The organism is Falsiroseomonas sp. HC035 (assembly GCF_050563525.1).
Taxonomy (GTDB): Bacteria; Pseudomonadota; Alphaproteobacteria; order Acetobacterales; family Acetobacteraceae; genus Falsiroseomonas.
In genome coordinates, this window is sequence record NZ_JBNXUN010000002.1 from 169,595 (window position 1) to 194,593 (window position 24,999).

Consider the following 24,999-nt stretch of genomic DNA (forward strand, 5'->3'; position numbering starts at 1 on the left):
GGCGGAAGCCGGTCCCCGGGCCGCCCTGCCCGGGCCGCGACTCGAAGGGCGGCAGTCGGGAAGAATCAGCGCTTGCGTCGGCCCTCGGGCGGGCCGGCCTGCGGAGCGACGGAGCCGATGAAGAAGATCGAGGCGATCATCAAGCCCTTCAAACTCGATGAGGTGAAGGACGCGCTGCACGAGATCGGCCTGCAGGGGCTGACCGTGGTGGAGGCCAAGGGGTTCGGCCGGCAGAAGGGGCATACGGAGCTCTATCGCGGCGCCGAATACGTGGTGGACTTCCTGCCGAAGGTGAAGATCGAGGTGGTCTGCCCGGATGGGCTGGCGGAGCGGGCAATCGAGGCGATTACCGCCGCGGCCCGCACCGGGCGCATCGGGGATGGCAAGATCTTCGTCAGCGACGTGCAGGAAGTGATCCGCATCCGCACCGGCGAACGGGGCGAGGACGCGGTCTGAGGTGACCGACCCGCGCGGCATCGCGCGGGGTTGGCAGAAAACGGGCCGGACCGGCGGTGGCGCCGGGGAAGGCTGGCCGGGTGGCAGGGGGGATCCCGCCATCCGGGCGCGCGACGGGGACCGGTTCCCGTGGCGTGGCATTTGGCACCGGGGATACAGAACGGGACAGGACCGCACACGATGGCGAAGAAGCCGGCAGCCGGGGGCAACAGCGCCGCCGTCTCCAAGGTCATGGAAATGATCAAGGAGCACAGCGTCGAATACGTCGATTTCCGTTTCACCGATCCGCGCGGCAAGTGGCAGCACACTGCGCAGCACGTCTCCACCATCGATGAGGACGTGTTCGCCGACGGCATCATGTTCGACGGCTCCTCGATCGCCGGCTGGAAGGCGATCAACGAGTCCGACATGATCCTGATGCCGGACCCCGGCACGGCGGTGATGGATCCCTTCGCGGCCAAGCCGCAGATGATCCTGTTCTGCGACATCGTGGAGCCCTCCACCGGCCAGCTGTACTCCCGCGATCCGCGTTCCACCGCCAAGCGGTCCGAGGCCTACCTGAAGTCGACCGGCATCGGCGACACGGCGTTCTTCGGCCCGGAGGCCGAGTTCTTCGTGTTCGACAGCGTGAAGTTCGGCACCGGCGGCAACTACGGCATCTACCAGCTCGACAGCATCGAGGGGCCGGGCGCCAGCCTGAAGGACTACCCCGAGGGCAACATGGGCCACCGCCCGGTGGTCAAGGGCGGCTATTTCCCGGTGGCGCCGGTGGACAGCGAGGGCGACCTGCGCGCCGAGATGCTGTCGACCATGGGCGAGATGGGCCTGGCGATCGAGAAGCACCACCACGAGGTGGCGCAGTCCCAGCATGAGCTCGGCACCAAGTTCGGCCCGCTGGTCCAGCAGGCCGACCACATGCAGATCTACAAGTACTGCGTGCACAACGTGGCGCACAGCTACGGCAAGACCGCGACCTTCATGCCGAAGCCGATCTACGGCGACAACGGCAGCGGCATGCATGTGCACCAGTCGATCTGGAAGGCCGGCAAGCCGGTGTTCGCCGGCAACGGCTATGCCGACCTGTCGGAGATGGCGCTGTACTACATCGGCGGCATCATCAAGCACGCCAAGGCGCTGAACGCCTTCACCAATCCGACCACCAACAGCTACAAGCGCCTGATCCCGGGCTTCGAGGCCCCCGTGCTGCTGGCCTATTCGGCCCGCAACCGCTCCGCCTCGTGCCGCATCCCGTATGCGACGAGCCCGAAGGCCAAGCGCGTCGAGGTCCGCTTCCCGGATCCGGGTGCGAACCCCTACCTCGCCTTCGCCGCCATGCTGATGGCCGGCCTCGACGGCATCAAGAACAAGATCCATCCGGGCGATGCCATGGACAAGGACCTGTACGACCTGCCGCCGGAGGAGCTGAAGGGCATCCCGACGGTGTGCGGCTCGCTGCGCGAGGCACTCGGTGCGCTGGCCGCCGACCACGAGTTCCTGCTCGAGGGCGACGTGTTCACCAAGGACCAGATCGACAGCTACATCGAGCTGAAGTGGGGCGACGTCTACAAGTTCGAGCACACCCCGCACCCGGTCGAGTTCGAGATGTACTACTCGGTCTGATCGGCCAACCGCCGTTCAAGCCAGGGCCGGGGCGCAACAGCGCCTCGGCCTTTTTCATGTGCGGGCGCTTCAGGCCATGGAGGGAATGCCGCCTGGCATCGCATGGCGCGGCGGCAGGGCCAGCGACAGCCGCAGGCCGCCAGCGGTCCAGTCGCGCTCGATGCCCCCGCCCAGCTGCCGTTCCGCGAGCTGCTTGATCAACCGGCTGCCGAAACCCTGTCCCTGCGGTTCACCCGGGGGCGGCCGGCCGCCCTGCTCCGACCAGTGCAGCCGCAATCCGCCATCCGCGGCAAAATTCCAGGCCACCGAGACGCGACCTTCGGGCGAGGCCAGGGCGCCGTGCCGGGCCGCATTGGTGGCGAGTTCATGCAGCAGCATGGCCAGCGGCTGCACCGCCTCCGCCGCCAGCCAGGCAGGTGGACCTTCCGACCGGTAGCGGCCCGCATAGGGTGCCAGCTCCCCCTCCGCCACCGCCGCCATCTCGGCGCCGTTCCAGGACTGGCTCGCCAGCACCGAATGGGCGCGCGCCATGGCGGCGACGCGGCCTTCGACCGCGGTCACGAACTCGCCCGGCGGCAGGTCCCGCGGCGCCAGGCGGATCAGGGCCAGCGCCACCGCCAGGGCGTTCTTGGCCCGGTGGTCCACCTCCCGCATCAAGTAGCTGCGGCGGTCCTCGGCCTCCCGCTTGTCCAGGGCACGGGCACGCAACTCCGCCGCCGCGGCGCGCAGCCCAAGTCGCAACGCGTCCAGCTCCGTCACGCCGGAGGGCCGTGCCGCTGGCGGCGGGCCGGCCCCCTCCGCGGCCGCGGCCAGGCCGCGGGCATCGGAGGCGAGATCGCCGACGGAGCGTGCGAGGCGCCGGGCAAGGCCCAGCGCCATCAGCGTACCGCCGCCGATCACGACCAGCCCGCCGAGGATCAACACCGCCAGCGGGCGCCACCAGCTGGCGGCGTAGTTGGCCCAGGGCTCCGTCACCGCGACCACCCATCCTGGCGCGATCGGGATCTGGGCCGTGCCGAGCACCAGCTCCTCCCCCTCCAGCCCCGGTCCGCGGAAGAAGCCGGAGGGCTGCCCCGCGGTAGCCTGCCGGAACCAGGCGGGCACGGCACGCCCGACCAGGCGAGCATGGTCGCGGGACCGGGCGGCGACATGGCCCTCGGAATCGACGACGGTCGCGTAGGCGCCGCCGCTCAACCCCTGGCCTTGCAGCAGCACCGCCAGGCGCGCCGGGTCCAGGGCCATGCCAAGCGCGCGGATGACGCGACCCTCGCGCAGCACCGGGACGAAGATGAAGGAGACGGGGCGGCCAGAGGTGCGGCCGCGGATCACGCCGCCGACCGCGGTGCGGCCGGTGGCGAAGACCCTCGGCAGGGGTGCGTTCTCGGCTGGCAGCATCAGGCCGCCGGGCAGCGCCGTGCCGGCGGGCACCAGCGTGTGGACATGGTTGCGGAAATCCGGGCCGGGACCGATGACCACCACCCAGGTGTCGAGCGGCGCCGCCACCTCCCGGGCCCGGGCATGGAACAGCGCGAGATCGGCCGCCGTCGCGCCCTCATCCAGCAGTCGGCTGGTCGACAAGCCGGCGAGCATGGATTCGAACCCGGCGATCTCCTGGTTGATCGCCAGCCCAAGCGCCCGCGCGGTCCATTCCAGGCGGGTTTCGAAGCCGTGGCGGTAAGCCTCCACCGCGCGCCAGGCGACAACGGAACCGAGGCCGAGCGACGGGATCAGCAGGGCGACGAACAGGGCGAGGAGATGCGCCTTCAGGCCGAGCGGGCGCCGCGGCGCGGCCTGGGCGGTGGCCCGCCGAACGGCACTTGGTTCCTGCATCGGCACGGCCTGCCCGCCCCTCTCCCATCGCCGAAGGACAAGCTCCCTCCCGATTTGGGCAGGTTCCTAGACTCAGATGGCAGGTTCGCGAAGCGATCCCGCCGAGAAGAACAACATTATTTTTCTGCCGGGGGTTCAGCCTCCAGCGGCGGCGGCACATCCGTCGAGCCCTCCCGGCGGTCCCGGTACAGGGCCGCACGGGCCAGCAGCATCAGTGTCACCGGCGTGGTGATGACGACGACGACGCCGATGAGCAGTTCATGCAGCACCAGCCGGGTCTGCATCACGGAGAAGAAGAGCATGGAGGCAACCAGCACGCAGCCGATGCCCATGGTCGTGCCCAGGGTTGGTGCATGCACGCGGTCATAGAAGCTGCCCAGCCGCAGCAGCCCGGCGGAGCCCACCAGCGTCAGCCCCGCTCCCAGCAGCAGCAGCAGGGACACCAGGATGGCGGCCCAGCCGGGCAGCCCTGCAAAGGGTATTTCCGGGATCGCGGTCATTCGATCACCTCGCCGCGCATCAGGAACTTGGCCAGCGCCGCGGTGGCGACGAAGCCGAGCAGCACCATGATGAAGGCGGCCTCGAAATACACCGTGCTGCCGGTGCGGATGCCGAAGACCAGCAGCAGGATGGCGCCGTTCACATACATGGTGTCCAGCCCCAGCACGCGGTCCTGCGCGCGCGGGCCGACCAGCACGCGGAAGGCGGCGCAGCCCATCGCCAGCACCAGCATGATCTGCGCCAGGTAGACCGACCAGGACAGCAGGGATGCGGTCATTCGAAGATTTCCCTCAGCCGGCTCTCATAGCGGTCCTTGATGATGTGCACCCAGTCGTCGTCCGGGATCAGGTCCAGCACGTGCAGCAGCATGGTGCTGCGGGCGCTGTCGTATTCGACCCAGACGGTGCCGGGTGTCGCCGTGATGATGCAGCCGAGCACCGCGAGGCCGTAGGGGTCGCGCAGGTCGAGCGGCACCAGCACGAAGCCGGACTGCCGCGGCACCTCCCGCGGCCGGCCGCGCAGCACGATGCGCGCGACCGCGTTGTTGGAGCGCACGATCTCCACCAGCACCACCCAGGCCAGTTGTGCCATGGCGCGCGGGCGGCGCAGCCGGGCCTGCGGCGGGCGCAGCGCCACCAGCGCCCAGCAGGCGCCGAAGGCGGCCAGGCTGCCCATCAGGATGGAGCGCGGGGCGACGCTGCCGACCAGCAGCAACCACATCACCACCAGCGCAAGCCACAGCAGCGGGTAGGGCAGCAGCCGCGTCATGGACCGGATTCCACCACGCCGCGAACATAGGCCGCCGGCGCGTGCAGCCCATCCGCCGTCGCCTGCATGTAGCGCAGCACCGGCCCGGCCTGCACCGTCATGGCGACGGCCAGCACCAGCAACCCCACAACCGGCGCGATTTCCACCAGTCCGACCCGCGGCGCCGGGCCGGAGGACGTCCAGAAGGCGTCGATGCCGGTGCGCGTCATCGCCACCACGGTGGCAAGCCCGGACAGCAGCAGGGCCGCCAGCAGCAGCCAGGACCCGGTGGGAATGGTGGCCTGCCCGCCGGTGAACAGCGGCGCCAGCATGGCGAACTTGGCCAGGAAGCCGGACAGCGGCGGCAGGCCGGCCAGCAGCAGCGCGCAGACCGAAAAGCTCAGGCCGAGGATGGCGATGGTGGCGGGGATGGCGACGCCGACGGCATCCTCCTCAGGCTCCTCCTCCTCGCCGGTGCCGAAGGCTTCGCGGGTCACCGCCAGCACGTCGGCGCCGACCTCCTCGCGGTTGCGCTCCACCAGCTCGATCAGCAGGAAGAAGGCGGCGATGCCGAGGATGGAGCTCGCCATGTAGAACAGCGCGCCGCCGGTCACCGCCACCTGCCCGGCGCCGATCGCGGCCAGGAGGGTGCCGGAGGACACCAGCACGCAGGCGCCGGCCAGCCGCGGCATGCTCTGCGTCGCCAGCACCGCGATGCAGCCATATCCGATGGTCAGCAGCCCGCCCGCCATCAGCCAGGTGCCACCGAAGCCGGCCGATGCGCCGGCGCCCTCGCCGAACAGCAGCAGCCACAGCCGCAGCACGGCATAGACGCCGACCTTGCTGAGGATGGACAGGATGGCCGCGGCCGGCGTGCTGGCCGCGGCATAGGCCGGCACCAGCCAGAAGCCCAGCGGCCACATGCCCGCCTTGATCAGGAAGGCGATGCCGAGAATCGCCATGCCGGCCTCGAACAGCCCGCGATCCGCCGGGTCCATTGCCGGGATGCGGCCCGCCAGGTCGGCCATGTTCAGCGTGCCTGCCAGGCCATAGACCATGCTGACGCCGACCAGGAACAGCAGCGAGGCGCCAAGGTTGATGGCGATGTAGTGCAGCCCGGCGCGCACCCGCGCGGTGCCGGACCCGTGCAGCAGCAGGCCATAGGACGCCGCCAGCATCACCTCGAAGAACACGAACAGGTTGAACAGGTCGCCGGTCAGGAAGGCGCCGTTCAGGCCCATGAGCTGGAACTGGAACAGCGGATGGAAATGCGCCCCCGCATTGTGCCAGCGCGCAAGGGAGAAGGTCAGCGCCGCCAGGCCCAGCACCGCGGACAGCAGCAGCATCAGCGCCGAGAGCCGATCCAGCACCAGCACGATGCCGAAGGCAGCCGGCCAATCGCCGAGGCGGTACACCTGCACCGCGGCGGCCTCCGCCCCCGGCACCGAATCCGCGCGCAGCAGCAGCAGCACCGCGAGCCCGACCAGCGCGACCATGGAGGCGATGCCGAGGCCGGCCTTGAACTGCCGCTGGTCGGGCACCAGCACCATCAGCGTGCCGGCCAGCATCGGCAGGATGATCGGCAGGATCATCAACTGGTCGATCCAGGCCATCAGCGATCCTGCTCCCGCCCATCGACATGGTCCGTGCCGGTCAGGCCGCGGGAGGCCAGCAGCAGGACCAGGAACAGCGCCGTGGTGGCGAAGCTGATGACGATCGCGGTCAGCACCAGCGCCTGCGGCAGCGGGTCCGCATGCTGTGCCAGGGTGCCGGTGCCGCCCGGCGGCAGGATCGGCGCTGCGCCGCTGCGCAGCCCGCCGGTGGAGAAGATGAACAGGTTCACCGCATAGGACAGCAGCGACAGGCCCATGATGACCTGGAAGGTGCGTGGGCGCAGCAGCAGCCAGACGCCGGAGCCGGTGAGCACGCCGATGCCGAGGGAGACGATGAGTTCCATCAGTCGCCCCCCACGCCATTGCCTGCCGGGGCCGCCTGGCGCAGCGGCTGCGGCGCCGGCGGTGCCGCCGCCACCGGCCGCGCCGCGGCACGGTGGCCGCGCACGGACTGGTGGGCGAGCGCGATCAGCATCAGCACGGTGGCACCGACCACCAGCGCGAACACGCCGATGTCGAAGATCAGCGCGCTCGCCGTCGGTATGCGGCCGATCAGCGGCAGGTCGGCGTAGTCGAAATAGGTGGTCAGGAAGGGGTAGCCGAACAGCATGGGCACGACACCCGTACCGCCCGCCAGCAGCAGCCCGAAGCCGATCCAGCGCAGCGGCAGCACACGCAGGTGGTCCTCCACCCATTGCGCGCCGCCAATCATGTATTGCAGCAGGAAGGCGATGGACATCACCAGCCCGGCCGCGAAGCCGCCGCCCGGCTGGTCATGCCCGCGCAGCAGCAGGTACAGCGCGACCACCCCGATCACAGGGAACAGCATGCGGGAGACAACGCCCGGCACCAGCAGCCAGTCGGAGGCCGTATCGCCGGCCCGGCGGTCCGGATGCGCGATGTCGGCCGCATCCTGGTCCCGCTGTTGTTCCGGCACCTCGATGCTGTCCGGCGCGGGGCGGAAGCGGCGCAGCAGCGCGAAGACGGACAGTGCCACCACGCCGAGCACCGCAAGCTCCCCCAGCGTGTCGAAGCCGCGGAAATCCACCAGGATGACGTTGACGACATTGGTGCCGCCGCCCTCGGCATAGGCGCGCGCCAGGAAGTGCTCGGCCAGCAGCTCCGGCGGAGTGCGCGTCATGACGCCATAGGCCAGCACCGCCATGCCACCGCCGGCGCCGACGGCGATGGCCAGGTCGCGCAGCCGGCGCGTCAGCGTCACCACCTCCGGCGTCCCGGCCGCGGTGCCGGCCTGGCGCTTCGGCAGCCAGCGCAGGCCGAGCAGCAGCAGCACCGTCGTCACCACCTCCACCAGCAACTGGGTCAAGGCGAGGTCGGGGGCGGAGAACCAGACATAGGTGATGCAGACCACCAGCCCCACGGCGCCGAGCAGGATCAGCGCCGCCAGCCGGTGGTACTTCGCCTGCCAGGCGGCGCCGATGGCGCAGGCGGCGCCCACCAGCCAGACCAGCCCGATCACCGGGTCCACGGCCCAGGGCGTCAGGTTGCCGGGCGCCAGCCCGCGCAGATACACCGCCAGCGCCGCCGCGAGGATGGAGACGCCGACCAGCAGGCGGAGCTGCGGTTGCAGGCGCCGCGTGCCGAGCCAGGATTCCAGACGGCGCGCCAGACGCCAGGACAGGAAGACCATCACCCGCTCGAAGATGCGCTGGCCCTCCCAGCGCCGCAGCAGCGGCACGCCCTCCGCCCCGGTCAGCAGGTAGCGTTGCAGCAGCAGGTACAGGCCGACGCCGGCGGCGAGCGCGATCACGCTCATCAGCAGCGGCAGGTTGAAGCCGTGCCAGACGGCGAGGCTGTAGTCCGGCGTCGCCTCCCCGAGCACCGACGTCGCTGCCATGTGCAGGTAGGGGCCGACCGTCGCCGCCGGCAGGAGGCCCACCATGATGCAGGCCAGCACCAGGATCTCCACCGGGAAGCGCATCCATTCCGGCGGCTCGTGCGGCTTCTGCGGCAGGTCCTTGGGATCCGGGCCGAAGAACGCGCCGTGGATGAAGCGGAGCGAATAGGTGACGGCGAAGGCGCTGCCGACCATGGCCAGCAGCGGCAGCAGGCCAAAGGCGACGGGCAGCGGGCTGTCGGCGGACAGCGCCTCGGCGAAGAACATCTCCTTCGACAGGAAGCCGTTCAGCAGCGGCACGCCGGCCATGGCGGCGGCGGCCACCAGCGCCAGCCGCGCGGTGAAGGGCATGGACCGGTTGAGGCCCGACAAGCGCCTGATGTCGCGCGTGCCGGTTTCGTGGTCGATGATGCCGGCGGCCATGAACAGGCTGGCCTTGAAGGCCGCGTGGTTCATGATGTGGAAGATGGCGGCCACCATGGCCAGGCTGCTGTTCAGGCCGAGCAGCAGCGTGATCAGGCCGAGGTGGCTGATGGTGGAATAGGCCAGCAGCCCCTTCAGGTCGTGCTGGAAGATGGCGATGTAGGCGCCGACCAGCAGCGTCACGAGGCCCGCGGTCCCGACCATCCAGAACCATTCGTCAGTGCCAGCCATCACCGGCCAGAGCCGCGCCATCAGGAACACGCCGGCCTTCACCAGCGTCGCCGAATGCAGGTAGGCGGAAACCGGCGTCGGCGCCGCCATGGCGTGCGGCAGCCAGAAATGGAACGGGAACTGCGCGCTTTTGGTCAGCGTGCCGAGCAACACCAGCACCAGCGCCGGCACGTACAGCGGATGCTCGCGGATGCGGTCGCCGGCGGCCAGCACCACGTCCAGTTCGTAGCTGCCGACGATATGGCCGATCACCAGCACGCCCGCGAACAGGGCGAGGCCGCCGGCGGCGGTGACGGTCAGCGCCATGCGCGCGCCATCCCGCGCCGCAGCGGTGTGGTGCCAGTAGCCGACCAGCAGGAAGGAGAACAGGCTGGTCAGTTCCCAGAAGAACACCAGCTGCACCAGGTTGCCGGACAGGACCAGCCCCAGCATCGACCCCATGAAGGCCAGCAGGAAGGCGAAGAAGCGTGGCACAGGGTCTTCGGCCGACATGTAGTAGCGGGCGTACAGCACCACCAGGAACCCGATGCCGGTGACAAGCCCGGCGAACATCCAGGCGAAGCCGTCCATCCGCAGCGACAGGTTCAGGCCGAGCGTCGGCATCCAGGGTAGTTCCGCCCGCAAGACGCCGCCCCCGGCCACCGTCGGCCAGGCCAGCCAGACCAGCAGCAGCGCCCCGAGCGTCACCGCGCCTGCCAGCCGGGCCGCGGCATCGCGGGCGTTGATCGGCAGCAGCACGGCGGCCAGCGCGCCGAGGAAGGGCAGCGCGAGGGCGGAGATCAGCAGCAGCGCATCGGGCATCAGCGCGCGGACATCATTCGGGGGCCTGCACCGGCGCGGCCTGGCGCAGCAGCGTCACCACGTCCTGCGGGTCGCGGGCCTGTCGCAGGCGTTGCAGCACCTGCGGGTTGCGCAGCGACCGGCACAGGCCGGACAGCGCCGGCAGGAACCCCTCGGCATCGGCTTCGGGCCACAGCACGGTGAAGACCAGGTCCACCGGTTCCTCGTCTCGCGCCTCGAAATCGATCGCGCGCGCCAGCCGCGTCACTAGCAGCAGTGGCGCATCGTTGCCGGGCAACCGGGCATGCGGCAGGGCGACGCCGCGGCCGAGCGCGGTGGAGCCGAGTTGCTCCCGTGCCTCCAGCGCCGCCCGCACTTCCTCCGCCGGACGGCCGAGGCGCTGCGCCGCCTGTCCGGCCAGGTCCTGGATCAGGCTGCGCTTGTTGCCGGCGGCCTGCCCCAGGGCGATAACCTCGGCCGACAGAAGATCGGTGATCGGCATCTCATCCTCTTCCGGCCCGCGTTGCCGGCCGCGTGGCCTGACGGGCGCCCGGCCGGCAACGCGGGCCGTGCCGCAACTGTTGCATGCGGTGCGCCACGGGCGGCACCATAGCCCGTGACATGGCCTATGTCGCCCGGCGTGACTTGCGGCCGGCTGTTTGGCAGGTAGATGAACAAGAGTCCATGCAGGGTGCGCGGATGGGAAGCGGCCCCAGATCGCCATTGAGAAGGCGGAACCGTTGGCCGCGTGGCACGCTGCCCTCGGGTGGATGATCGGCTTCGAGAACGGCGCGTTCGGGAACAGGAGGCAGGAATGTCGGCAGGCAGGTTTGGACGGCGGGCCTTGGCGGCGATCCCCCTCGCGCTGGCGGCGACCCGCGCGGGGGCCCAGGGCGCGGCGCGGCCGGTGGTGGTGTCCTCCAAGATCGACACGGAGGGGGCGCTGCTCGGCAACCTGATCCTTGTGGCGCTGGAGGCGGCGCGCATCCCGACCGAGGCGCGGCTGTCCCTCGGCCCGACCCGCATCGTGCGCACGGCTCTGGTGGCCGGCGAGATCGACCTCTACCCGGAATACACCGGCAACGGAGCCTTCTTCTTCCAGCGGGAGGATGATCCGGCCTGGCGCAGCGGCCCCAGCGCGCATGAGCTGGTCGCGCGACTTGACCGGGACGCGAACAACCTGGTCTGGCTGGCCCGCGCCGAGGCGAACAACACCTGGGCCATCGCCGTGCGCGGCGACGTGGCGCGTGCCGAACGCCTGACGACGATGGAGGATTTCGCCCGCGCCACCACGGCCGGCAAGCTGCGCCTCGCCGCCTCCGCCGAATTCGTCGAGAGCCCGGCGGCGCTCGGCAGCTTCGAGCGGACCTACGGCTTCAGCTTCCCGCGCGACCGCATCACGGTGCTGCCGGGCGGCGACACGGCTGTGACCATGCGGGCGGCGGCGCAGGGCATCTCCGGCGTCAACTCGGCCATGGTCTACGGCACGGATGGCGCGATCTCGGCGCTGAGCCTTATCGTGATGCGCGACACCAAGGGCGCGCAGATCGTCTATGAGCCGGCCCCGGTGGTGCGCGCCGCAGTGCTGGAGGCGCATCCGGGCCTCCGCGACGCGCTGGCGCCGGTCTTCGCCTCCCTGACGCTGGAGAAGCTGCAGGAGCTGAACGGCAAGGTGGCGGTCGAAGGCCGCACCGCGGCGGCGGTGGCGCGGGAGCATTTCGGCACCCTGCGGCGCGGCTGATGCCTGCGGCGGTCGCGGGACGCGGCCTGCTGGCGCTGCTGGTCCTGGCCGGACTGCTGCTGCCCTGGCTGACGGTTTCACCGAACCGGCTGCTGCCGGGCGCGCCGCTCGGCGGATTTTCGGCAACAGGCTGGGCCGGGGCCGTGGCGCTGGCGGCCCTGGCGCTGGCGGTGTTGCCGCGGGTCCCGCCGATGATCGGCGCGGTGCTCGCTGTCTCCGCAGCTATCCTGCTGCTCTGGGCCACCGGCGATGCGGCGGGCCGCGCGCTGGAGGGCATGGCACCGGCGGCGCGCGCCGGCCTCGGCGGGGGTTTCTGGGTGGCGCTGGTCGCGGCACTCGTGCTGGCTGCCTCACGCGCCGCAGCCCTGCCCCTCGCCGGCCGCGCCGGCCTGGCGGTGCTCGGGCTTGGCGGGCTGGCCACACTCTGGCTCGGCGGGGTGTTCGAACCGCTGTCCCTGATGGTGGAATACCGGGCGCGACAGGATGCCGTGCATGCGGCGCTGCTGCGGCATGTGGCGCTGGCCGGCGGTGCGCTGCTGCTGGCGTTGCTGGTCGCCGTGCCGCTGGCCTGGGCCGGGTTCCGCCGCCCGGGCGCCGCAGGTCCGGTTGGGGCGGTGCTCGGCGCGATCCAGGTGGTGCCGGCCATCGCGCTGTTCGCTGCGCTGATCCCCTTGCTGGCGGCGCTGCTGGCGCTCGCCCCGGCGCTGCGCGGCCTGGGGCTGGGAGCGATCGGCCCGGCGCCCGCGGTCATCGCGACCGCCGGCTACCTGGCGCTGCCGCTGTGGCGCGCGGTGCTCGGCGGGCTGGTGTCCGCCAACCCCGCCGCCGTCGCCGCCGCCCGCGCCATGGGCATGACAGAAGGCGGCATCACCCGGGAGGTCCGCCTGCCGCTGGCGCTACCGGTGTTCGCCGGCGGGCTGCGAGTGGCGGTGGTGCAGGCGATCGGGCTGGTGACGCTGGGCGGCTTGGTCGGGGCCGGGGGCCTCGGCGCGCTGGTCTTCGAGGGGCTGGCGCAGTTCGCCACTGACCTGATGCTGCTTGGCGCGCTGCCCATCGTGCTGCTGGCACTGGTGGCGGATGCGCTGACACGATCCGTCGAACAAATCCTGGGGACGCCCGCATGATCCAGTTTGAGGATGTCGCGGTGCGCTTTGCGGAGGTCGATGCGCTGTCCCATGTGACCCTGACCGTGCCGGATGGCGTGCTCTGCGCCCTGGTCGGGCCATCCGGTTCGGGCAAGTCCACGCTGATGCGGCTGGTGAACCGGCTGGTGGAGCCCAGTGCCGGCCGCATCCGCGTGCGCGGCCAGGACGTGGCGGGGCTGGAGCCGGCGCGGCTGCGGCGGTCCATCGGCTATGTCATGCAATCGACCGGGCTGTTCCCGCATCGCAGCGTCGCCGCCAACATCGGCACCGTGCCGCGGCTGCTGGGCTGGGATCGCGCCCGCATTTCGACCCGGGTCGAGGAATTGCTGGCGCTGGTGCAGCTCGACCCCTCCCTTGGGGAACGCCTGCCCGGCGCGCTGTCCGGCGGCCAGGCGCAGCGCGTCGGCCTGGCGCGGGCGCTGGCGGCGGACCCCGACATATTGCTGATGGACGAGCCCTTCGGCGCGGTGGACCCCCTCACCCGCCGCGACCTGCGCGTGGAGCTTCGGCGCATCCATGCCGAAACCGGCAAGACGATCGTGCTTGTGACGCATGACCCGGAGGAGGCGCTCGAACTCGCTACCCAGGTGGTGGTGCTGCGCGACGGAAGGGTGGAGGCGGATGGCCCACCGGCCGCGCTGGTCGCGCCCGATGCCGCGCCCTTCGCCCGCGAATTGCTGGGCGGCGCGCAGCCCGGCCTGCGGCGCCTTTCCCTGCTTTCCGTCGCCGAGGCACGCGATCCGGCCCCGGCGCCCCCCGGCGCGCCGATGCTGCCCGCGGATGCGACGCTGGCCGATGCGCTGTCCCGCATGGCGGAAACCGGCCGGAACGTGCTGGCGGTGGAAGGCGGCTCCATCAGGCTCGACGCCGTCCTGGCCCGCGGGCGATGAGAAGGTTGCGCGCGGCGCCGCTGCTGCTGGCCGGCGGGCTGGCCCTGGTGGCGCTGCTGCCGGCCTGGTTCGGCGGCTTCCCGGCCGGGCGGCTGGCCGCGCTGGCGCTCGGCCATGTCGGGCTGGCGCTGGCGGGCGTGATCCCGGCGGCGCTGATCGGCCTGGCGCTCGGCATCCTGGTGACGCGCCCGGCGCTGCTGGCGCTGCGTCCGGCGGCGGATGCGCTGGCCGCCGGCGCCCAGGCGGTGCCGCCCGTCGTGGTGGTGGCGCTGGCCGTGCCAGCCTTCGGCTTCGGCTGGGGGCCGACCATCCTGGCACTGTTGCTCTACGGCATCATGCCGGTGCTGCGTGCCACCGTCGCGGCGTTGGAAGCCGTGCCGCCGGATGCGCGGCTGGCAGCGCTGGCGCTCGGCTACACGCCGGCCGGCGCGCTGCGGGAGGTTGAACTGCCGCTTGCCTGGCCATTGGTGCTAGATGGTCTGCGGGTGGCGCTGGTGCTGGCGGTGGCAACCGCCGCGGTGGGGGCGCTGGCCGGCGCGTCCACCCTCGGCACGCCCATCGTCCTTGGCCTGCAGAACCAGAACCAGCTCCTGGTGCTGCAGGGCGCCGCGGCGACGGCGGCACTCGCCTTTGCCGCGGAGGGTCTTCTGCTCGCGGTGGTCAGGCGATAGCCGTGTCCTCCAGCGTGATGCCGCTGAAGAAGTTCAGCGCGCCGGGCATGGCCTGGAAGCCCGTCACCGACTTCGCCATCGCATAGCCCTGGCTGCGCCACGCCAGCCCGACCAGCGGCGCTTCCTGCAAGGCGACGCGCTGCGCTTCCAGGTAGATCTCGCGCCGCTTCGCCGCGTCGAACTCCGCGCGTCCCGCCTGCATCAGCTCCTCCAGCTTCGGGATGCGCAGCCCGGCGCTGCGGACATAGGAGGGTGACAGCGAACCGTCGATCAGGCTGTTCAGGCCGTCCGCGTCGTTGTTGTCGGTCGCCGTGCCCATCACCGCGATGTCGAACTGGCCGCGATTGCCGAGGTTCACCCGCGTCGCCCAGTCCGGCAGACGCAGCTCCGCCTGGATGCCGACGGCGGCGAGGTGCTGCTGCACCACCTCCGCCGTGTCCTTGTGCATGCCGTACTGCGCGGTGGACAGCAGGCTGGTGCTGAACCCGTTCGGAAGGCCGGCTTCCCGCAGCAGGGCCTTCGCCTTGTCCGGATCGTAGGCCTGGCCCTTCGACAGCGTCTCGTCGAAGAATTCGCTGCCCGGCGCGATCGGCAATCCCTCGAGCGCGCTGCCGCGGCCGAAGAAGGCGACCTTGACGATGTCGTCCCGCTTGATGGCGTGGCCGATGGCGCGGCGCACCCGCGCATCGCCGAGATGCGGCCGCGTCGCGTTGAAGTTGAGGTACATGAAGGGACCGTTGGTGGCGTCCAGCTTCAGCCGCTCGTCCGCCTCGATCGCCGCCATCGCCTGCCACGGCACGTACTCGATCAGGTCCACGTCGCCGGCGCGGATGGCGGAGACGCGAAGGTTTTCGTCCGCATAGGCAATCAGGCGCAGGCCGCGCAGCTTCGGCTGGCCCGGCTTGTAGTAGCGGTCGAAGGCCGCGAGATCGATGGAGGTGCCGCGTTCCTGGCCGGTGATGGTGAAGGGCCCGGCGCCGATCGGCAGCACGCCCGCACCGGTCGGGCTGCGCGGGTTCACCATCATCATGTGGTAGGAGGCCAGCCAGTTCGGCAGCGTGGCGATCGGCGACTTCGTGGTGATGCGGACGGTGCGCGCGTCCGGCGTCTCCACCGCGGCGACGTTCTGCATTTCCGCGCGGTAGTAGGCGGTGGAGCGCTCGGCGGCAATCTGCTCGATGTTCCATTTGACATCGGCGGCGGTGACCGGCTCGCCGTTGTGGAACAGCGCATTGCCGCGGAGGCGGAACACCCAGGTGGTGGGGTTTTCGTTCGACCAGGATTCCGCGAGTTCTCCGCGCAGCTTGCCGTCCGGCGCATAGGACAGCAGGCCGCGATGGATCAGCAGCTTCACCGTGGCGGCGGCGGTGCCGGTATTGGCCCAGGGCTGCAGGCTGGGCGGGAAGGAGGACAGGCCGAAGCGCAGCACGCCCGGGCTCCGCTGCGCCCAGGCCGGGCTGGCCCCGGGCAGGAAGGGAAGTGCCGCTGCCGCGGCGAGTAATCCGCGTCGCGAGGTCTGCATGATCTTGTTCTCCCTGTTTCAGATGGCTCCGTAGATTTCCCGGGCAGGACCGGGCGCAATGCTGCCTTCCGCCACGTCACGCCGCACGGCCTCGCGGTCCCGCTGCGAGGGCGGGCCGTAGCCGCCGCCGCCGGGGGTGATGATCTCGACCCAGTCGCCGGCACGCAACAATCCATTGCCGAGCGCGAAGGGCGCAATGCCCGGCGCAAAGCGGAATTCGCCCGACGCGCCCGGCTGCCCGCCCTCCAGCCCCCAGGGGCGCGACAGGAAGCGGGAGCCATCCAGGCGCAGGCGACATTCCGCTTCGGCGCGATAGACACGCCTCAGGCCCATGCCGCCGCGCTGGCGCCCGGCGCCGCCCGAGCCCTCGACCAATTCGTAGCGCATCAGCGTCAGCGGGTATTCGATCTCCAGCGCCTCGACCGGAAGGTTGGAGGTGTTGGTGGTGTGCACATGCACGCCATCCAGCCCGTCCTTTCCGGCGCGGGCGCCGAAGCCGCCGCCGATGGTCTCGAGGTAGACCCAGGGTTCGCCGGTGACGGGCTGGCGGCCGACGAAGGAGGCGACGAAGCAGGCGCCGTTATGCGCCGCCGTGACACGGGCCGGCACCGCCTGGGCGAGCGCGCCGTGGATCAGGTCCACGACCCGCTGGCAGGTGGACAGCCGCGCATTCACCGCCGCCGGCAGCACGCAGTTCAGCACACTGCCTTCCCGCGCCGTGACCTGCAGCGGCCGGGCGAGGCCGGCATTCGGCAGCAGCGTCGGGTCCACCACGGTCTTCACGGCGTAGTAGACCGTGGCGAGCAGGGCCGTCATCGTCATGTTGATGCCGGCGCGCACCTGGTCCGGGCCGTCGAAGTCCAGCGTCATGCCGTCGCCCGCGACGGTCAGGGTCAGCGTCAGGGGCAATTCGCCGGTGATCTCCGGGCTGTCGTGCACATCCGCGAAGGTCCAGCTGCCGTCCGGTATGGCCGCGATGCCGGCGCGCATCTTGCGTTCCGCGTAGTCCTGCAACGCCTCCCCGGCCGCCAGCACCGTCTCCGTGCCATACTTCGCACACAGCGCCTGCATGCGCGACACGCCGAGCCGGTTGGCGGCCATCTGCGCGCGAAGGTCGGACAGGCGTTCCCGCGGCACCTGGCAGTTCAGCAGGATCAGCTCCTGCACGTCCTTCTGCAACGCGCCGGCGCGGTACAGGCGGATCGGCGGGATGCGCAGGCCTTCCTGGAAGATGTGCGCATGTCCGCGATCCGCGAAATCCGAATGGTGCGCCAGGTTCACGGCCCAGGAGACGATGCGGCCATCGACGAAGATCGGCTCCGCCAGCACGATGTCCGGCAGGTGTGTGCCGCCACCCTCATAGGCGTCGTTGCCGACGAAGACGTCGCCGGGCTGCATCTGGTCCATCGGGTGCCGCTTCAGCACATGCGCGATGATGCCGATGAAGCTGCCCAGATGGATCGGGATGTGCTCCGCCTGGCACAGCGTGTTGCCGGCGATGTCGAACAGCGCCGTGGAGCAGTCCCGCCGTTCCTTGATGTTGGTGGAGTAGGAAGCGCGCACCAGCGCCTCCCCCATCTCCTCGACGATGGAGGAGAGCGCCGAGCCGATGACCTCGACCGTGATCGGGTCCGGGCGCGTGCTGCTCATGCCAAGGCCTCCAGGATCAAATTGTCATAGGCGTCCACGCGCGCGTCCTGGCCGGGCAGGATAACCGTCGTCGCATCCATCTGCTCGACGATCGCGGGGCCGGCGATGCGGTTGCCGGGGTGCAGCCTGTCCCGCGCATAGACCGGCACGGCGACCACGCCGCCGGCCTCGGGGAACCACACCTCCCGCGTCGCCTCCAGCGCGGCCATCGCGTCCGGGCCATGCAGCGGACGGGGCTTGAGTTCCGCCTTGCGGACCAGGCCGGTCGCCTCCAGCCGGAAGGTGACGAGTTGCACCGCCTCGCCCTCCGCGACGAAGCCGTACATCTGGCGATGCGCGGCGGCGAAACCCTCCGCCAGATGCGCGAGCGTCGCAGCCGTGAAGGAGCCGTCCGGCAGCGCCACGGGCAACTCGTAGTTCTGGCCGGCGTAGCGCATGTCCACCGTGCGGCGGATCATGCGCTTGTCCGGCGCGATGTGTTCCTGCGCGAACCAGCGTTCGGCGGTCGCCGCCAGGGTCGCGAAGGCCTGCTCCATCGGTGCCAGCGCCTCCCCGTCCAGCGACGTCAGCCGGGTCGCGGCGAAGTCGGCGCGCAGATCCGTCAGCAGCAGGCCCATGGCGCAGAGGATGCCGGGGTTGCGCGGCACCAGCACGCGGCGGATGTCGAGTTCCTTCGCCAGCCGCGCCGCATGCAGCGGCCCGGCGCCGCCGAAGGCGATGAGCGTGTAGTCCCGCGGATCATGCCCGCGCTGCACGCTGATGACCCGGATGGCCTTCGCCATGTTGGCGGTGACGACGGACAGGATACCCTGCGCCGTCTCCATCACCCCAAGCCCAAGCTGCGCCGCCAGCCTTTCCACGGCCGCCACCGACAGGTCGCGCCGGATCGGCATGCGGCCACCGAGCAGATGCGTCGGGTGCAGCGTGCCGAGCACGACATTGGCATCCGTCACCGCCGCTTCCTCGTTGCCGCGGCCATAGCAGACCGGCCCCGGATCCGCGCCGCAACTGCGCGGGCCAACCTTCAGCAGCCCACCGGAATCGACGAAGGCAATGGAGCCGCCGCCGGCGCCGACGGTGTGGATGTCCAGCATCGGCGCCTTGATGGGGTAGCCATGCACGATGGCCTCCCCGGTCAGCCGCGGCTCGCCACCCTGCAACAGCGCCACGTCCGTGCTGGTGCCGCCCATGTCGAAGGTGATGAGGTCCGGAAAGCCCGACAGCCGCCCGATCGCCTGCGCGCCGACCACGCCGGTGGAGGGGCCGGACAGCACCATGCGCACCGGCATGTCCGCCGCCGCCTCGAACCCGATGACGCCGCCATTGGATTGCGTGAGGTGCGGCGTGGCGGTCACGCCGAGCGCCGCCAGCCGTTCCGCCAGGCGCTTGATGTAGCCGCGCATGACGGGGCCGAGGTAGCTGTTCACCACGGCGGTGGATAGCCGCTCATATTCTCGAAATTCCGGCGCGATCTCGTGACTGGCCGTCAGGAAGATGCCGGGCAATTCTTCCTCGATGATTCGGCGTGCCGTGGCCTCGTGGTCCGGCCGCACGAAGCTGTAGAGGAAGCAGATGGCGATGGCCTGCACGCCGGCGGCTTTCAGCGCCCGCGCCGCCTCGCGCACCGCCTGTTCATCCAGCGCAGTTTCCACAGTACCGTCTTGGCGGACACGCTCCGGCACCTGCAACCGCAGCTCTCGCGCCACCAGCACCGGTGGCTTGTCCACCTGAAGGTCATACAGGTCCGGCCGCTTCTGCCGGCCGATCTCCAGCAGGTCGCGGAAGCCATCCGTGGTGATAAGGCCGGTGCGCACGCCGCGATGCTGGATCAGCGCGTTGGTGGCAACCGTGGTGCCGTGGCCGAAATAGGCGATCTCGCCCGGCGCGCGCCCGACCTGCTCCATGCCTTCCGCCACGCCACCGGCGATGCCGCGGGACGGATCATCCGGGGTGGAGGAGACCTTCCAGACCGCAATGCGGCCGGACTCCTCCTCAAACAGGCAGACATCGGTGAAGGTGCCACCCGAATCCACGCCGACACGCCAGCCCAAGGCCCAGCTCCCCATCCCGTCGCGGCGACAGTCTCGCGCCGGCTGGCGCCGAAGGTCAATTCTCCGGCATGCACAAGGATGGGCCTCGAAGCGGTGCATGAGGCAGACTATGCGCAACGACCCACCGAGGATGCCGCTTTTGGACGCAGCCGTGCTCACCGACCTGCGCCGCCGCTACGCCGAGCCCCACCGCATCCACCATGGCTGGGCCCGCATCGGCGGCATGCTGGAGGTTGCGGAGGATGTCGCCGGTGCCATCGCCAACCGCAGCGCCTTCATCCTGGCCGTGCTGTTCCACAATGCCGTGTTCGAGCCAAAGACGCCCGACAGCGCCCAGCGCAGCGCGCGGCTGATGCGCGAGATGATGGGACGCGCCACGCCGGCCACGACACTGGCGCGGGCGGAGGCGCTGATCCTGGCGGTGGCGCGGCAGGAGTTGCCAGAGACGCGCGACGCATCGCTGCGTGGCGATGCGATGCTGCTGCTGGATTCGGACCTGTCCATCCTCGGCGCGCCACCGGCCGCCTTCGACGCCTATGAGGCTGCGAACCGGCAGGAACAGGCGCATCTGCGGCCCGATTCCTACCGCGCCGGCCGGTCCGCCGAATTGCAGATGCTGCTGTGGCGCGAGCGCATCTTCCGCACGGACCGCTTCTTCCTGGCCTGCGAGCGCCAGGCCCGCCGCAACATCGAGCGTGCGCTCGCGCAGCTCGACACGGAATAGCTACAGCGCCTCCAGCACCGAAACGGGCAGCTCGGCCAGAAGCCGCGCCATGGGCAGCGCCGGCCCCTCATGCACCTGTCCGGTCATCAGGTCGCGCCAACGCCCGGTGGCGGCAACGTTCACACTGCTCCAATCCGCTTTGCGGGCGGGGAAGCGTGCGGCGAAGACCATCAGGCCCGCCTCGCCGTGCCGTCGCCCGAAGGCGATGAGGTTGTCGGCCGGCTGGTCCAGCGCCTGATAGCCACCCTCGGCGTAAAGCGCCGAATTGGCACGCCGGTGCGCCAGCAGAGTCGCGGTCAGCGCCAACTTCAGGCGGCCGTCACGCCAGCCCTGCCGCATGGTCCGCGCCGCCTCGACGGCATCGCGCTGCATGGCCTCCCGGATCTCGGCAAGCGCAGTCTCGCGGCTGGAAAAATCCACCGGGCGCCGGTTGTCCGGATCCACCAGGCTGAGGTCCCACATCTCCGCACCCTGGTAGATGTCGGGCACGCCCGGCAGGGTCAGCTTCAGCGCGGTCTGCACCAGGCTGTTGTCCAGGCCGAGCCGGGCGATGCGGTCCTGGAACGGCAGGAAATCGGCCAGGAAGGCTTGGTCCGCCAACGCCTTGCGCACCAGCGCCAGCATCGCATCCTCGTAGGTCGTATTGGGTGCCGCCCAGTTCGAGTGCCGCTTCGCCTCCCGCATCGACTTCACCATCGCGCCTTCGAGCCGCGTGGCGAAATCGGCCAGCGTTCCGGCATCCGGTGCCGCGCCATCCGGCTGCACCGGAAATGCGCCGAGCAGAAGCTGGTAGAACAGGACCTCGTCGTTGCGATCCGGCGTGCGTCCGGGCGCGTCGCCGCGCAACATCGCGCTCCAGCGCCTCACCTGCTGCGCCCACTCCTCCGGCATCTCGGCCAGCACGGCGAGGCGCGCGCGGGTGTCCTCGCCGCGCTTGGTGTCATGCGTCGAGGTCGACAGCATCGCCTGCGGCCAGTCCTTGGCGCGCTCCGCATTACCGGCATGGAACTCCGCAGGCGATACGCCAAAATGGTCGGGATGGCCGCCCACCTCGTTCAGCGCGACGAAGCGGTTGTAGCGGTAGAACGCCGTGTCCTCGAGGCCCTTGGCCATGATCGGGCCGCTATACTGCTGCACCCGCATCGCCAGGCGCTGCACCGCGTGCCGGCTGAAGCCGCTGCGGGGCTCGGCGACGAGGTCGGCGGTCAGCAGGCGGTGCAGGAAGTCGAAGACGCTGGGGTCGAGATCCGGCTCCGCCTGCCGTGCCGCGGCAACGGCGTGCGACAGATCCTGCCGGTCCGCATCCGTGGGTGGCGACGTTGCATCCACATAGGTGCGGTACACCGGGAACCCGGCGACAATCGCGGCCAGGCCGCGCTGCAGGATGTTGCGGGTGAAGTCGGCGGTGCGCGGCGTCTGGATCGCGATGCGCACCGCTTCTTGCGCCAGCATGGCAAGCTCGCTCGCCATCTCGTTCCGCATGATCCGCAGTTTGCTGTCCTGCACGATCTCGGCGAAGGACTCACGCTCCCCGGTAAAGTCCTCATAGAAGCGGGTCAGCGCCGACTCGCCCTGCGGGTCGACCAGCACGCCGAGCACGAGGTTGGCGAATTCGTAACCCGTGGTGCCCTGCACGGGCCAATCGGGGCGCAGGTGTTCCTCGCGCGCCAGGATCTTCTCGACCACCAGGTAGAAGGGGCGCGGGGCCTTGTCGCGCAGCCGTTGCAGGTAGCCCTTGGGGTCCAGCAGACCATCGACATGGTCGATCCGCAGCCCGTCCAGCGTGCCGTCGCGCAACAGGTCGAACACCAGGCGGTGCGCCTGCTCGAACAGCTCCGGCAGCTCCATCCGCAGGCCGGCGAGTTCGTTGATATTGAAGAAGCGGCGGTAGTTGATGTCGTCAGCCGCGACGCGGAAATGCGCCGCGCGCCAATGCTGGTCCTGGATCAGCGCATCCAGGTCCCGCCAGCTTGCCAGCTGGCCCGCCTTGCCGTTCAGGCGGGCGATCGCATCCTCCACGGCGGCGCGCGCCGAGGGGTCGCGGCGCACCAGCGCGGCCAGTTCCGCCTGCAGGTCGCGCGCCCGCGCCACCACACGCGGACGCCAGTCGGAGATCCCGGCGAAGGCGTCGCCCAGACGTTCCAGCGCCGGGTGATCCTCGCCCAGCACGCGGCCATAATGCGGCGGGGTGATCGGCAGCTTGTGCGTGCCATAGGCCCAGACGGCGAAGCTGCCGGCCTCCGCATCGAAGCGAAGTTCCAGCTGTCCCGCCTCAAGCACCGCGCCGTACTGGTCGCCAAGGAAGGGCACCAGCAGGCGGCGACGCGCGTTCCAGTCGATGTCGAACCAACCGGCGTAGTCGGAGTCGGACCCCCATTCGAGCACGTCGAGCCACCAGGGATTGTCGGCACCGCCGACGCCCATGTGGTTCGGCACGAAGTCGAGGATCTGGCCAAGGCCGTGCTCGCGGAAGGCCTTCGACATGGCGCGGAATGCCGACTCGTCGCCGAGTTCAGGGTTCAGCGCGGCGTGGTCGACGATGTCGTAGCCATGGCTGCTGCCGGGCCGCGCCTTGAGGTAGGGCGAGGCATAGACATGGCTGACGCCGAGCCGCGACAGATACGGCGCCAGCCTGGTCGCGTCGGCGAAGCCGAAGTCCTTGTGGAATTGCAGGCGGTAGGTGGCGCGCGGGATCACGGGTTCAGACATTCTCGGCATCCTCGATGGACCAGCGGACGGACCACGGGCCCGGAAGTTCACCCTGCCGCCAGATCACGCGGCCGGTTGACGGCGGAAAGCCACTCATTGGATCAGCGGACAGGTTGGCGGCCAGCAGCAGCGCGCCACCATCCCCAAGCGCCCAGCGAATTTCTACCGCCCCCGCGCCGATGATGCGGTAGGTGCCGCCTCGCCGGATGCCGGGCAGACGTGGCATGATCTCCGCATGGCGCACCGAGAGTGCGTCGCGGTACCAGGCGACCCACTCGGCATGCGGCGGCTTCGTGGCGTCCTCCCAGCGCAGCTTGGCACTGGCGAAGGTCGCCTCCGCCAGCGGGTCCGGGATGCGCTCGCGCGAGGCAGGATCGGCAAACTCCGGAAACCGCGAGAACTCGCTGCGGCGCCCTTCGCGCACCGCATCCGCCAGGTCGGGCCCGAAATCGCAGAAGAAGGGAAAGGGCTGCGTCGCAGCCCATTCCTCACCCATGAACAGCATCGGCACCTGCGGCAACAGCAGCGAAACGGCAGCGACGGCGCGCACCGCCTCGGCCGGCGCGAAATGCGTCAGGCGATCGCCGAAGGCGCGGTTGCCGATCTGGTCGTGGTTCTGGATGAAGGCGACGAAGGCGGTCGGTGGCAGCCCGGCGGAGGGTTCGCCGCGGGCATGGCCGCGATACGGCATCACCTCGCCCTGGAAGGCAAAGCCCTCCGCCAGCGCACGCGCCAGCCGTTCCGTATCGCCGTGGTAGTCCGCATAGTAGCCGGCCTGCTCGCCACTGGCGGCGACATGCAGAACATGGTGCACGTCGTCATTCCACTGCGCCGTGTAGTGGCTCGGCGCACCCTGGGCATCACGTCGAAGCCGCGACGCCTGGTTCTCCTCATTCTCCAGCAGCAGGTGCACCGGCCGGTCGGGGACCGCGGCCCGCACGCGCTGCGACAGCTCCTCCAGCAGGTGCATCGGGCTGTCATCGATGATGGCATGCACGGCATCCAGGCGCAGGCCGTCCAGGTGAAACTCCTCGATCCAGTACAGCGCGTTGTGGATGAAGAATTCGCGTACCGGCGCGCTGTCCGCGCCATCGAAATTCAGGGCAGCACCCCAGGGTGTCGCGTGCCGATCGGTGAAGGCCTGCGGCGCGATGGCGTGGAGATACGCGCCCTCCGGCCCGAAATGGTTGTAGACGACGTCGAGCAGCACCATCAGGCCGCGCGCATGCGCTTCCTGGACCAGCGCCTTCAGATCCTCCGGCCGTCCATAGCTGGAATCCGGCGCGTAGGGCAGCACGCCGTCATAGCCCCAGTTGCGCGTGCCCGGAAAATCCGCGATCGGCATGATCTCGATTACCGTGACGCCGAGCGCGACGAGGTGATCGAGCTTCGCGATGGCAGCCCGGAAGCTACCCTGCGACGTGAAGGTGCCGATGTGCAGTTCATACACCACCGCCTCGCTCCAGGGGCGCCCGCGCCACGCGGCATCGGTCCAGCGATGCGCGGCGGGGTCGATGACCTCGCTCGGTCCGTGCACGTCCTCCGGCTGGAAACGCGAGGCCGGGTCCGGCACGCGAAGGCCATCCGGCAGCACGAAGCGGTAGCGGGTTCCGGGCGCGGCGGTCTTGACCAGCAGCCTGTGCCAGCCGCCGGCTTCCGCCTGCATCGGCAGCACCTCCGCCGCATCCTCCAGCACCAGGCCCACCATCTGGTGCGAAGGCGCCCAGATACGAAACCGCACGCCTCCTTCGGACACTGGCGTGGCGCCGAAGGGCATGCGGTGGGCGCGGGCGGTGCTTGCGTCGTCGATCATGCGGTGGCTTTCTCCGGGGATCGG

The 24,999-nt window shown here is 70.3% G+C and carries 20 protein-coding genes; 7 read left to right on the forward strand and 13 right to left on the reverse strand.

From position 1 onward, the window contains the following. Positions 1–117 precede the first annotated feature (117 nt). Positions 118–456 carry a P-II family nitrogen regulator gene (locus ACLF3G_RS05320; RefSeq protein WP_430668301.1) on the forward strand — a complete coding sequence of 113 codons (339 nt, stop codon included), beginning with the start codon at positions 118–120 and terminating at the stop codon, positions 454–456. Between the two features lie 180 nt (positions 457–636). Continuing rightward, positions 637–2,076 (forward strand): type I glutamate--ammonia ligase, encoded by a 1,440-nt coding sequence (gene glnA / locus ACLF3G_RS05325; protein WP_430668302.1) that lies wholly within the window; start codon positions 637–639, stop codon positions 2,074–2,076. A gap of 69 nt (positions 2,077–2,145) precedes the next feature. Here glnA and ACLF3G_RS05330 read toward each other — a convergent pair whose 3' ends face one another. From ACLF3G_RS05330 to ACLF3G_RS05365, 8 genes are all read right to left on the reverse strand, one after another. Then, a complete protein-coding gene (locus ACLF3G_RS05330; RefSeq protein ID WP_430668303.1) occupies positions 2,146–3,906 on the reverse strand; it encodes an HWE histidine kinase domain-containing protein in 1,761 nt (586 codons plus the stop codon). 116 nt (positions 3,907–4,022) lie between these two features. Beyond that, positions 4,023–4,406, reverse strand: coding sequence for a monovalent cation/H(+) antiporter subunit G (gene mnhG, locus ACLF3G_RS05335; RefSeq protein ID WP_430668304.1), 384 nt, complete (start codon positions 4,404–4,406; stop codon positions 4,023–4,025). Continuing rightward, positions 4,403–4,684: a K+/H+ antiporter subunit F gene (locus ACLF3G_RS05340; RefSeq protein ID WP_430668305.1), complete on the reverse strand. Its 282-nt coding sequence runs from the start codon at positions 4,682–4,684 to the stop codon at positions 4,403–4,405. The genes mnhG and ACLF3G_RS05340 overlap by 4 nt, the downstream gene beginning before the upstream one ends. Further along, entirely contained in the window at positions 4,681–5,175 is a 495-nt protein-coding gene (locus ACLF3G_RS05345; RefSeq protein WP_430668306.1) for a Na+/H+ antiporter subunit E, read from the reverse strand. The genes ACLF3G_RS05340 and ACLF3G_RS05345 overlap by 4 nt, the downstream gene beginning before the upstream one ends. Further along, positions 5,172–6,767 carry a monovalent cation/H+ antiporter subunit D gene (locus ACLF3G_RS05350; protein ID WP_430668307.1) on the reverse strand — a complete coding sequence of 532 codons (1,596 nt, stop codon included), beginning with the start codon at positions 6,765–6,767 and terminating at the stop codon, positions 5,172–5,174. The genes ACLF3G_RS05345 and ACLF3G_RS05350 overlap by 4 nt, the downstream gene beginning before the upstream one ends. Continuing rightward, positions 6,767–7,111 (reverse strand): Na+/H+ antiporter subunit C, encoded by a 345-nt coding sequence (locus tag ACLF3G_RS05355; protein ID WP_430668308.1) that lies wholly within the window; start codon positions 7,109–7,111, stop codon positions 6,767–6,769. The genes ACLF3G_RS05350 and ACLF3G_RS05355 overlap by 1 nt, the downstream gene beginning before the upstream one ends. Further along, the gene (locus tag ACLF3G_RS05360) at positions 7,111–10,080 is read right to left on the reverse strand and encodes a monovalent cation/H+ antiporter subunit A (RefSeq protein ID WP_430668309.1); all 2,970 of its coding nucleotides are present in this window, start codon (positions 10,078–10,080) and stop codon (positions 7,111–7,113) included. The genes ACLF3G_RS05355 and ACLF3G_RS05360 overlap by 1 nt, the downstream gene beginning before the upstream one ends. A 13-nt stretch (positions 10,081–10,093) precedes the next feature. After that, positions 10,094–10,561, reverse strand: a complete 468-nt coding sequence (locus ACLF3G_RS05365; RefSeq protein WP_430668310.1) for a PTS sugar transporter subunit IIA — start codon at positions 10,559–10,561, stop codon at positions 10,094–10,096. Between the two features lie 342 nt (positions 10,562–10,903). On the opposite strand from ACLF3G_RS05365, the gene osmF reads away from it, so the two are divergent. From osmF to ACLF3G_RS05385, 4 genes are read left to right on the forward strand one after another with little or no spacing between them, the layout of a single operon-like run. Then, positions 10,904–11,800: a glycine betaine ABC transporter substrate-binding protein OsmF gene (osmF, locus tag ACLF3G_RS05370; RefSeq protein WP_430668311.1), complete on the forward strand. Its 897-nt coding sequence runs from the start codon at positions 10,904–10,906 to the stop codon at positions 11,798–11,800. Beyond that, positions 11,800–12,924, forward strand: a complete 1,125-nt coding sequence (locus ACLF3G_RS05375; protein WP_430668312.1) for an ABC transporter permease subunit — start codon at positions 11,800–11,802, stop codon at positions 12,922–12,924. The genes osmF and ACLF3G_RS05375 overlap by 1 nt, the downstream gene beginning before the upstream one ends. After that, a complete protein-coding gene (locus tag ACLF3G_RS05380; protein ID WP_430668313.1) occupies positions 12,921–13,835 on the forward strand; it encodes an ABC transporter ATP-binding protein in 915 nt (304 codons plus the stop codon). Before ACLF3G_RS05375 ends, ACLF3G_RS05380 begins: the two co-directional genes overlap by 4 nt. Beyond that, positions 13,832–14,506 carry an ABC transporter permease subunit gene (locus tag ACLF3G_RS05385; protein WP_430668314.1) on the forward strand — a complete coding sequence of 225 codons (675 nt, stop codon included), beginning with the start codon at positions 13,832–13,834 and terminating at the stop codon, positions 14,504–14,506. Before ACLF3G_RS05380 ends, ACLF3G_RS05385 begins: the two co-directional genes overlap by 4 nt. On the opposite strand, the gene ACLF3G_RS05390 is transcribed toward ACLF3G_RS05385, so the two are convergent. From ACLF3G_RS05390 to ACLF3G_RS05400, 3 genes are read right to left on the reverse strand one after another with little or no spacing between them, the layout of a single operon-like run. Further along, positions 14,496–16,028, reverse strand: coding sequence for an ABC transporter substrate-binding protein (locus tag ACLF3G_RS05390; protein ID WP_430668315.1), 1,533 nt, complete (start codon positions 16,026–16,028; stop codon positions 14,496–14,498). The genes ACLF3G_RS05385 and ACLF3G_RS05390 overlap by 11 nt on opposite strands. An 18-nt stretch (positions 16,029–16,046) precedes the next feature. Further along, positions 16,047–17,678 carry a hydantoinase B/oxoprolinase family protein gene (locus ACLF3G_RS05395; RefSeq protein WP_430668316.1) on the reverse strand — a complete coding sequence of 544 codons (1,632 nt, stop codon included), beginning with the start codon at positions 17,676–17,678 and terminating at the stop codon, positions 16,047–16,049. Next, the gene (locus ACLF3G_RS05400; protein ID WP_430668317.1) at positions 17,675–19,729 is read right to left on the reverse strand and encodes a hydantoinase/oxoprolinase family protein; all 2,055 of its coding nucleotides are present in this window, start codon (positions 19,727–19,729) and stop codon (positions 17,675–17,677) included. The genes ACLF3G_RS05395 and ACLF3G_RS05400 overlap by 4 nt, the downstream gene beginning before the upstream one ends. Positions 19,730–19,859: 130 nt before the next feature. Between ACLF3G_RS05400 and ACLF3G_RS05405 the strand changes: the two genes are divergently transcribed. Further along, positions 19,860–20,453, forward strand: a complete 594-nt coding sequence (locus ACLF3G_RS05405) for an HD domain-containing protein (protein WP_430668318.1) — start codon at positions 19,860–19,862, stop codon at positions 20,451–20,453. Here the strand turns inward: ACLF3G_RS05405 and treY are convergent, their stop codons facing one another. Both treY and treZ read right to left on the reverse strand, forming a co-directional pair. After that, a complete protein-coding gene (treY, locus tag ACLF3G_RS05410; RefSeq protein ID WP_430668319.1) occupies positions 20,454–23,162 on the reverse strand; it encodes a malto-oligosyltrehalose synthase in 2,709 nt (902 codons plus the stop codon). Continuing rightward, on the reverse strand, positions 23,155–24,975 hold the full coding sequence (gene treZ, locus ACLF3G_RS05415; protein WP_430668320.1) for a malto-oligosyltrehalose trehalohydrolase: 1,821 nt from the start codon (positions 24,973–24,975) through the stop codon (positions 23,155–23,157). The genes treY and treZ overlap by 8 nt, the downstream gene beginning before the upstream one ends. Positions 24,976–24,999 lie beyond the last annotated feature (24 nt).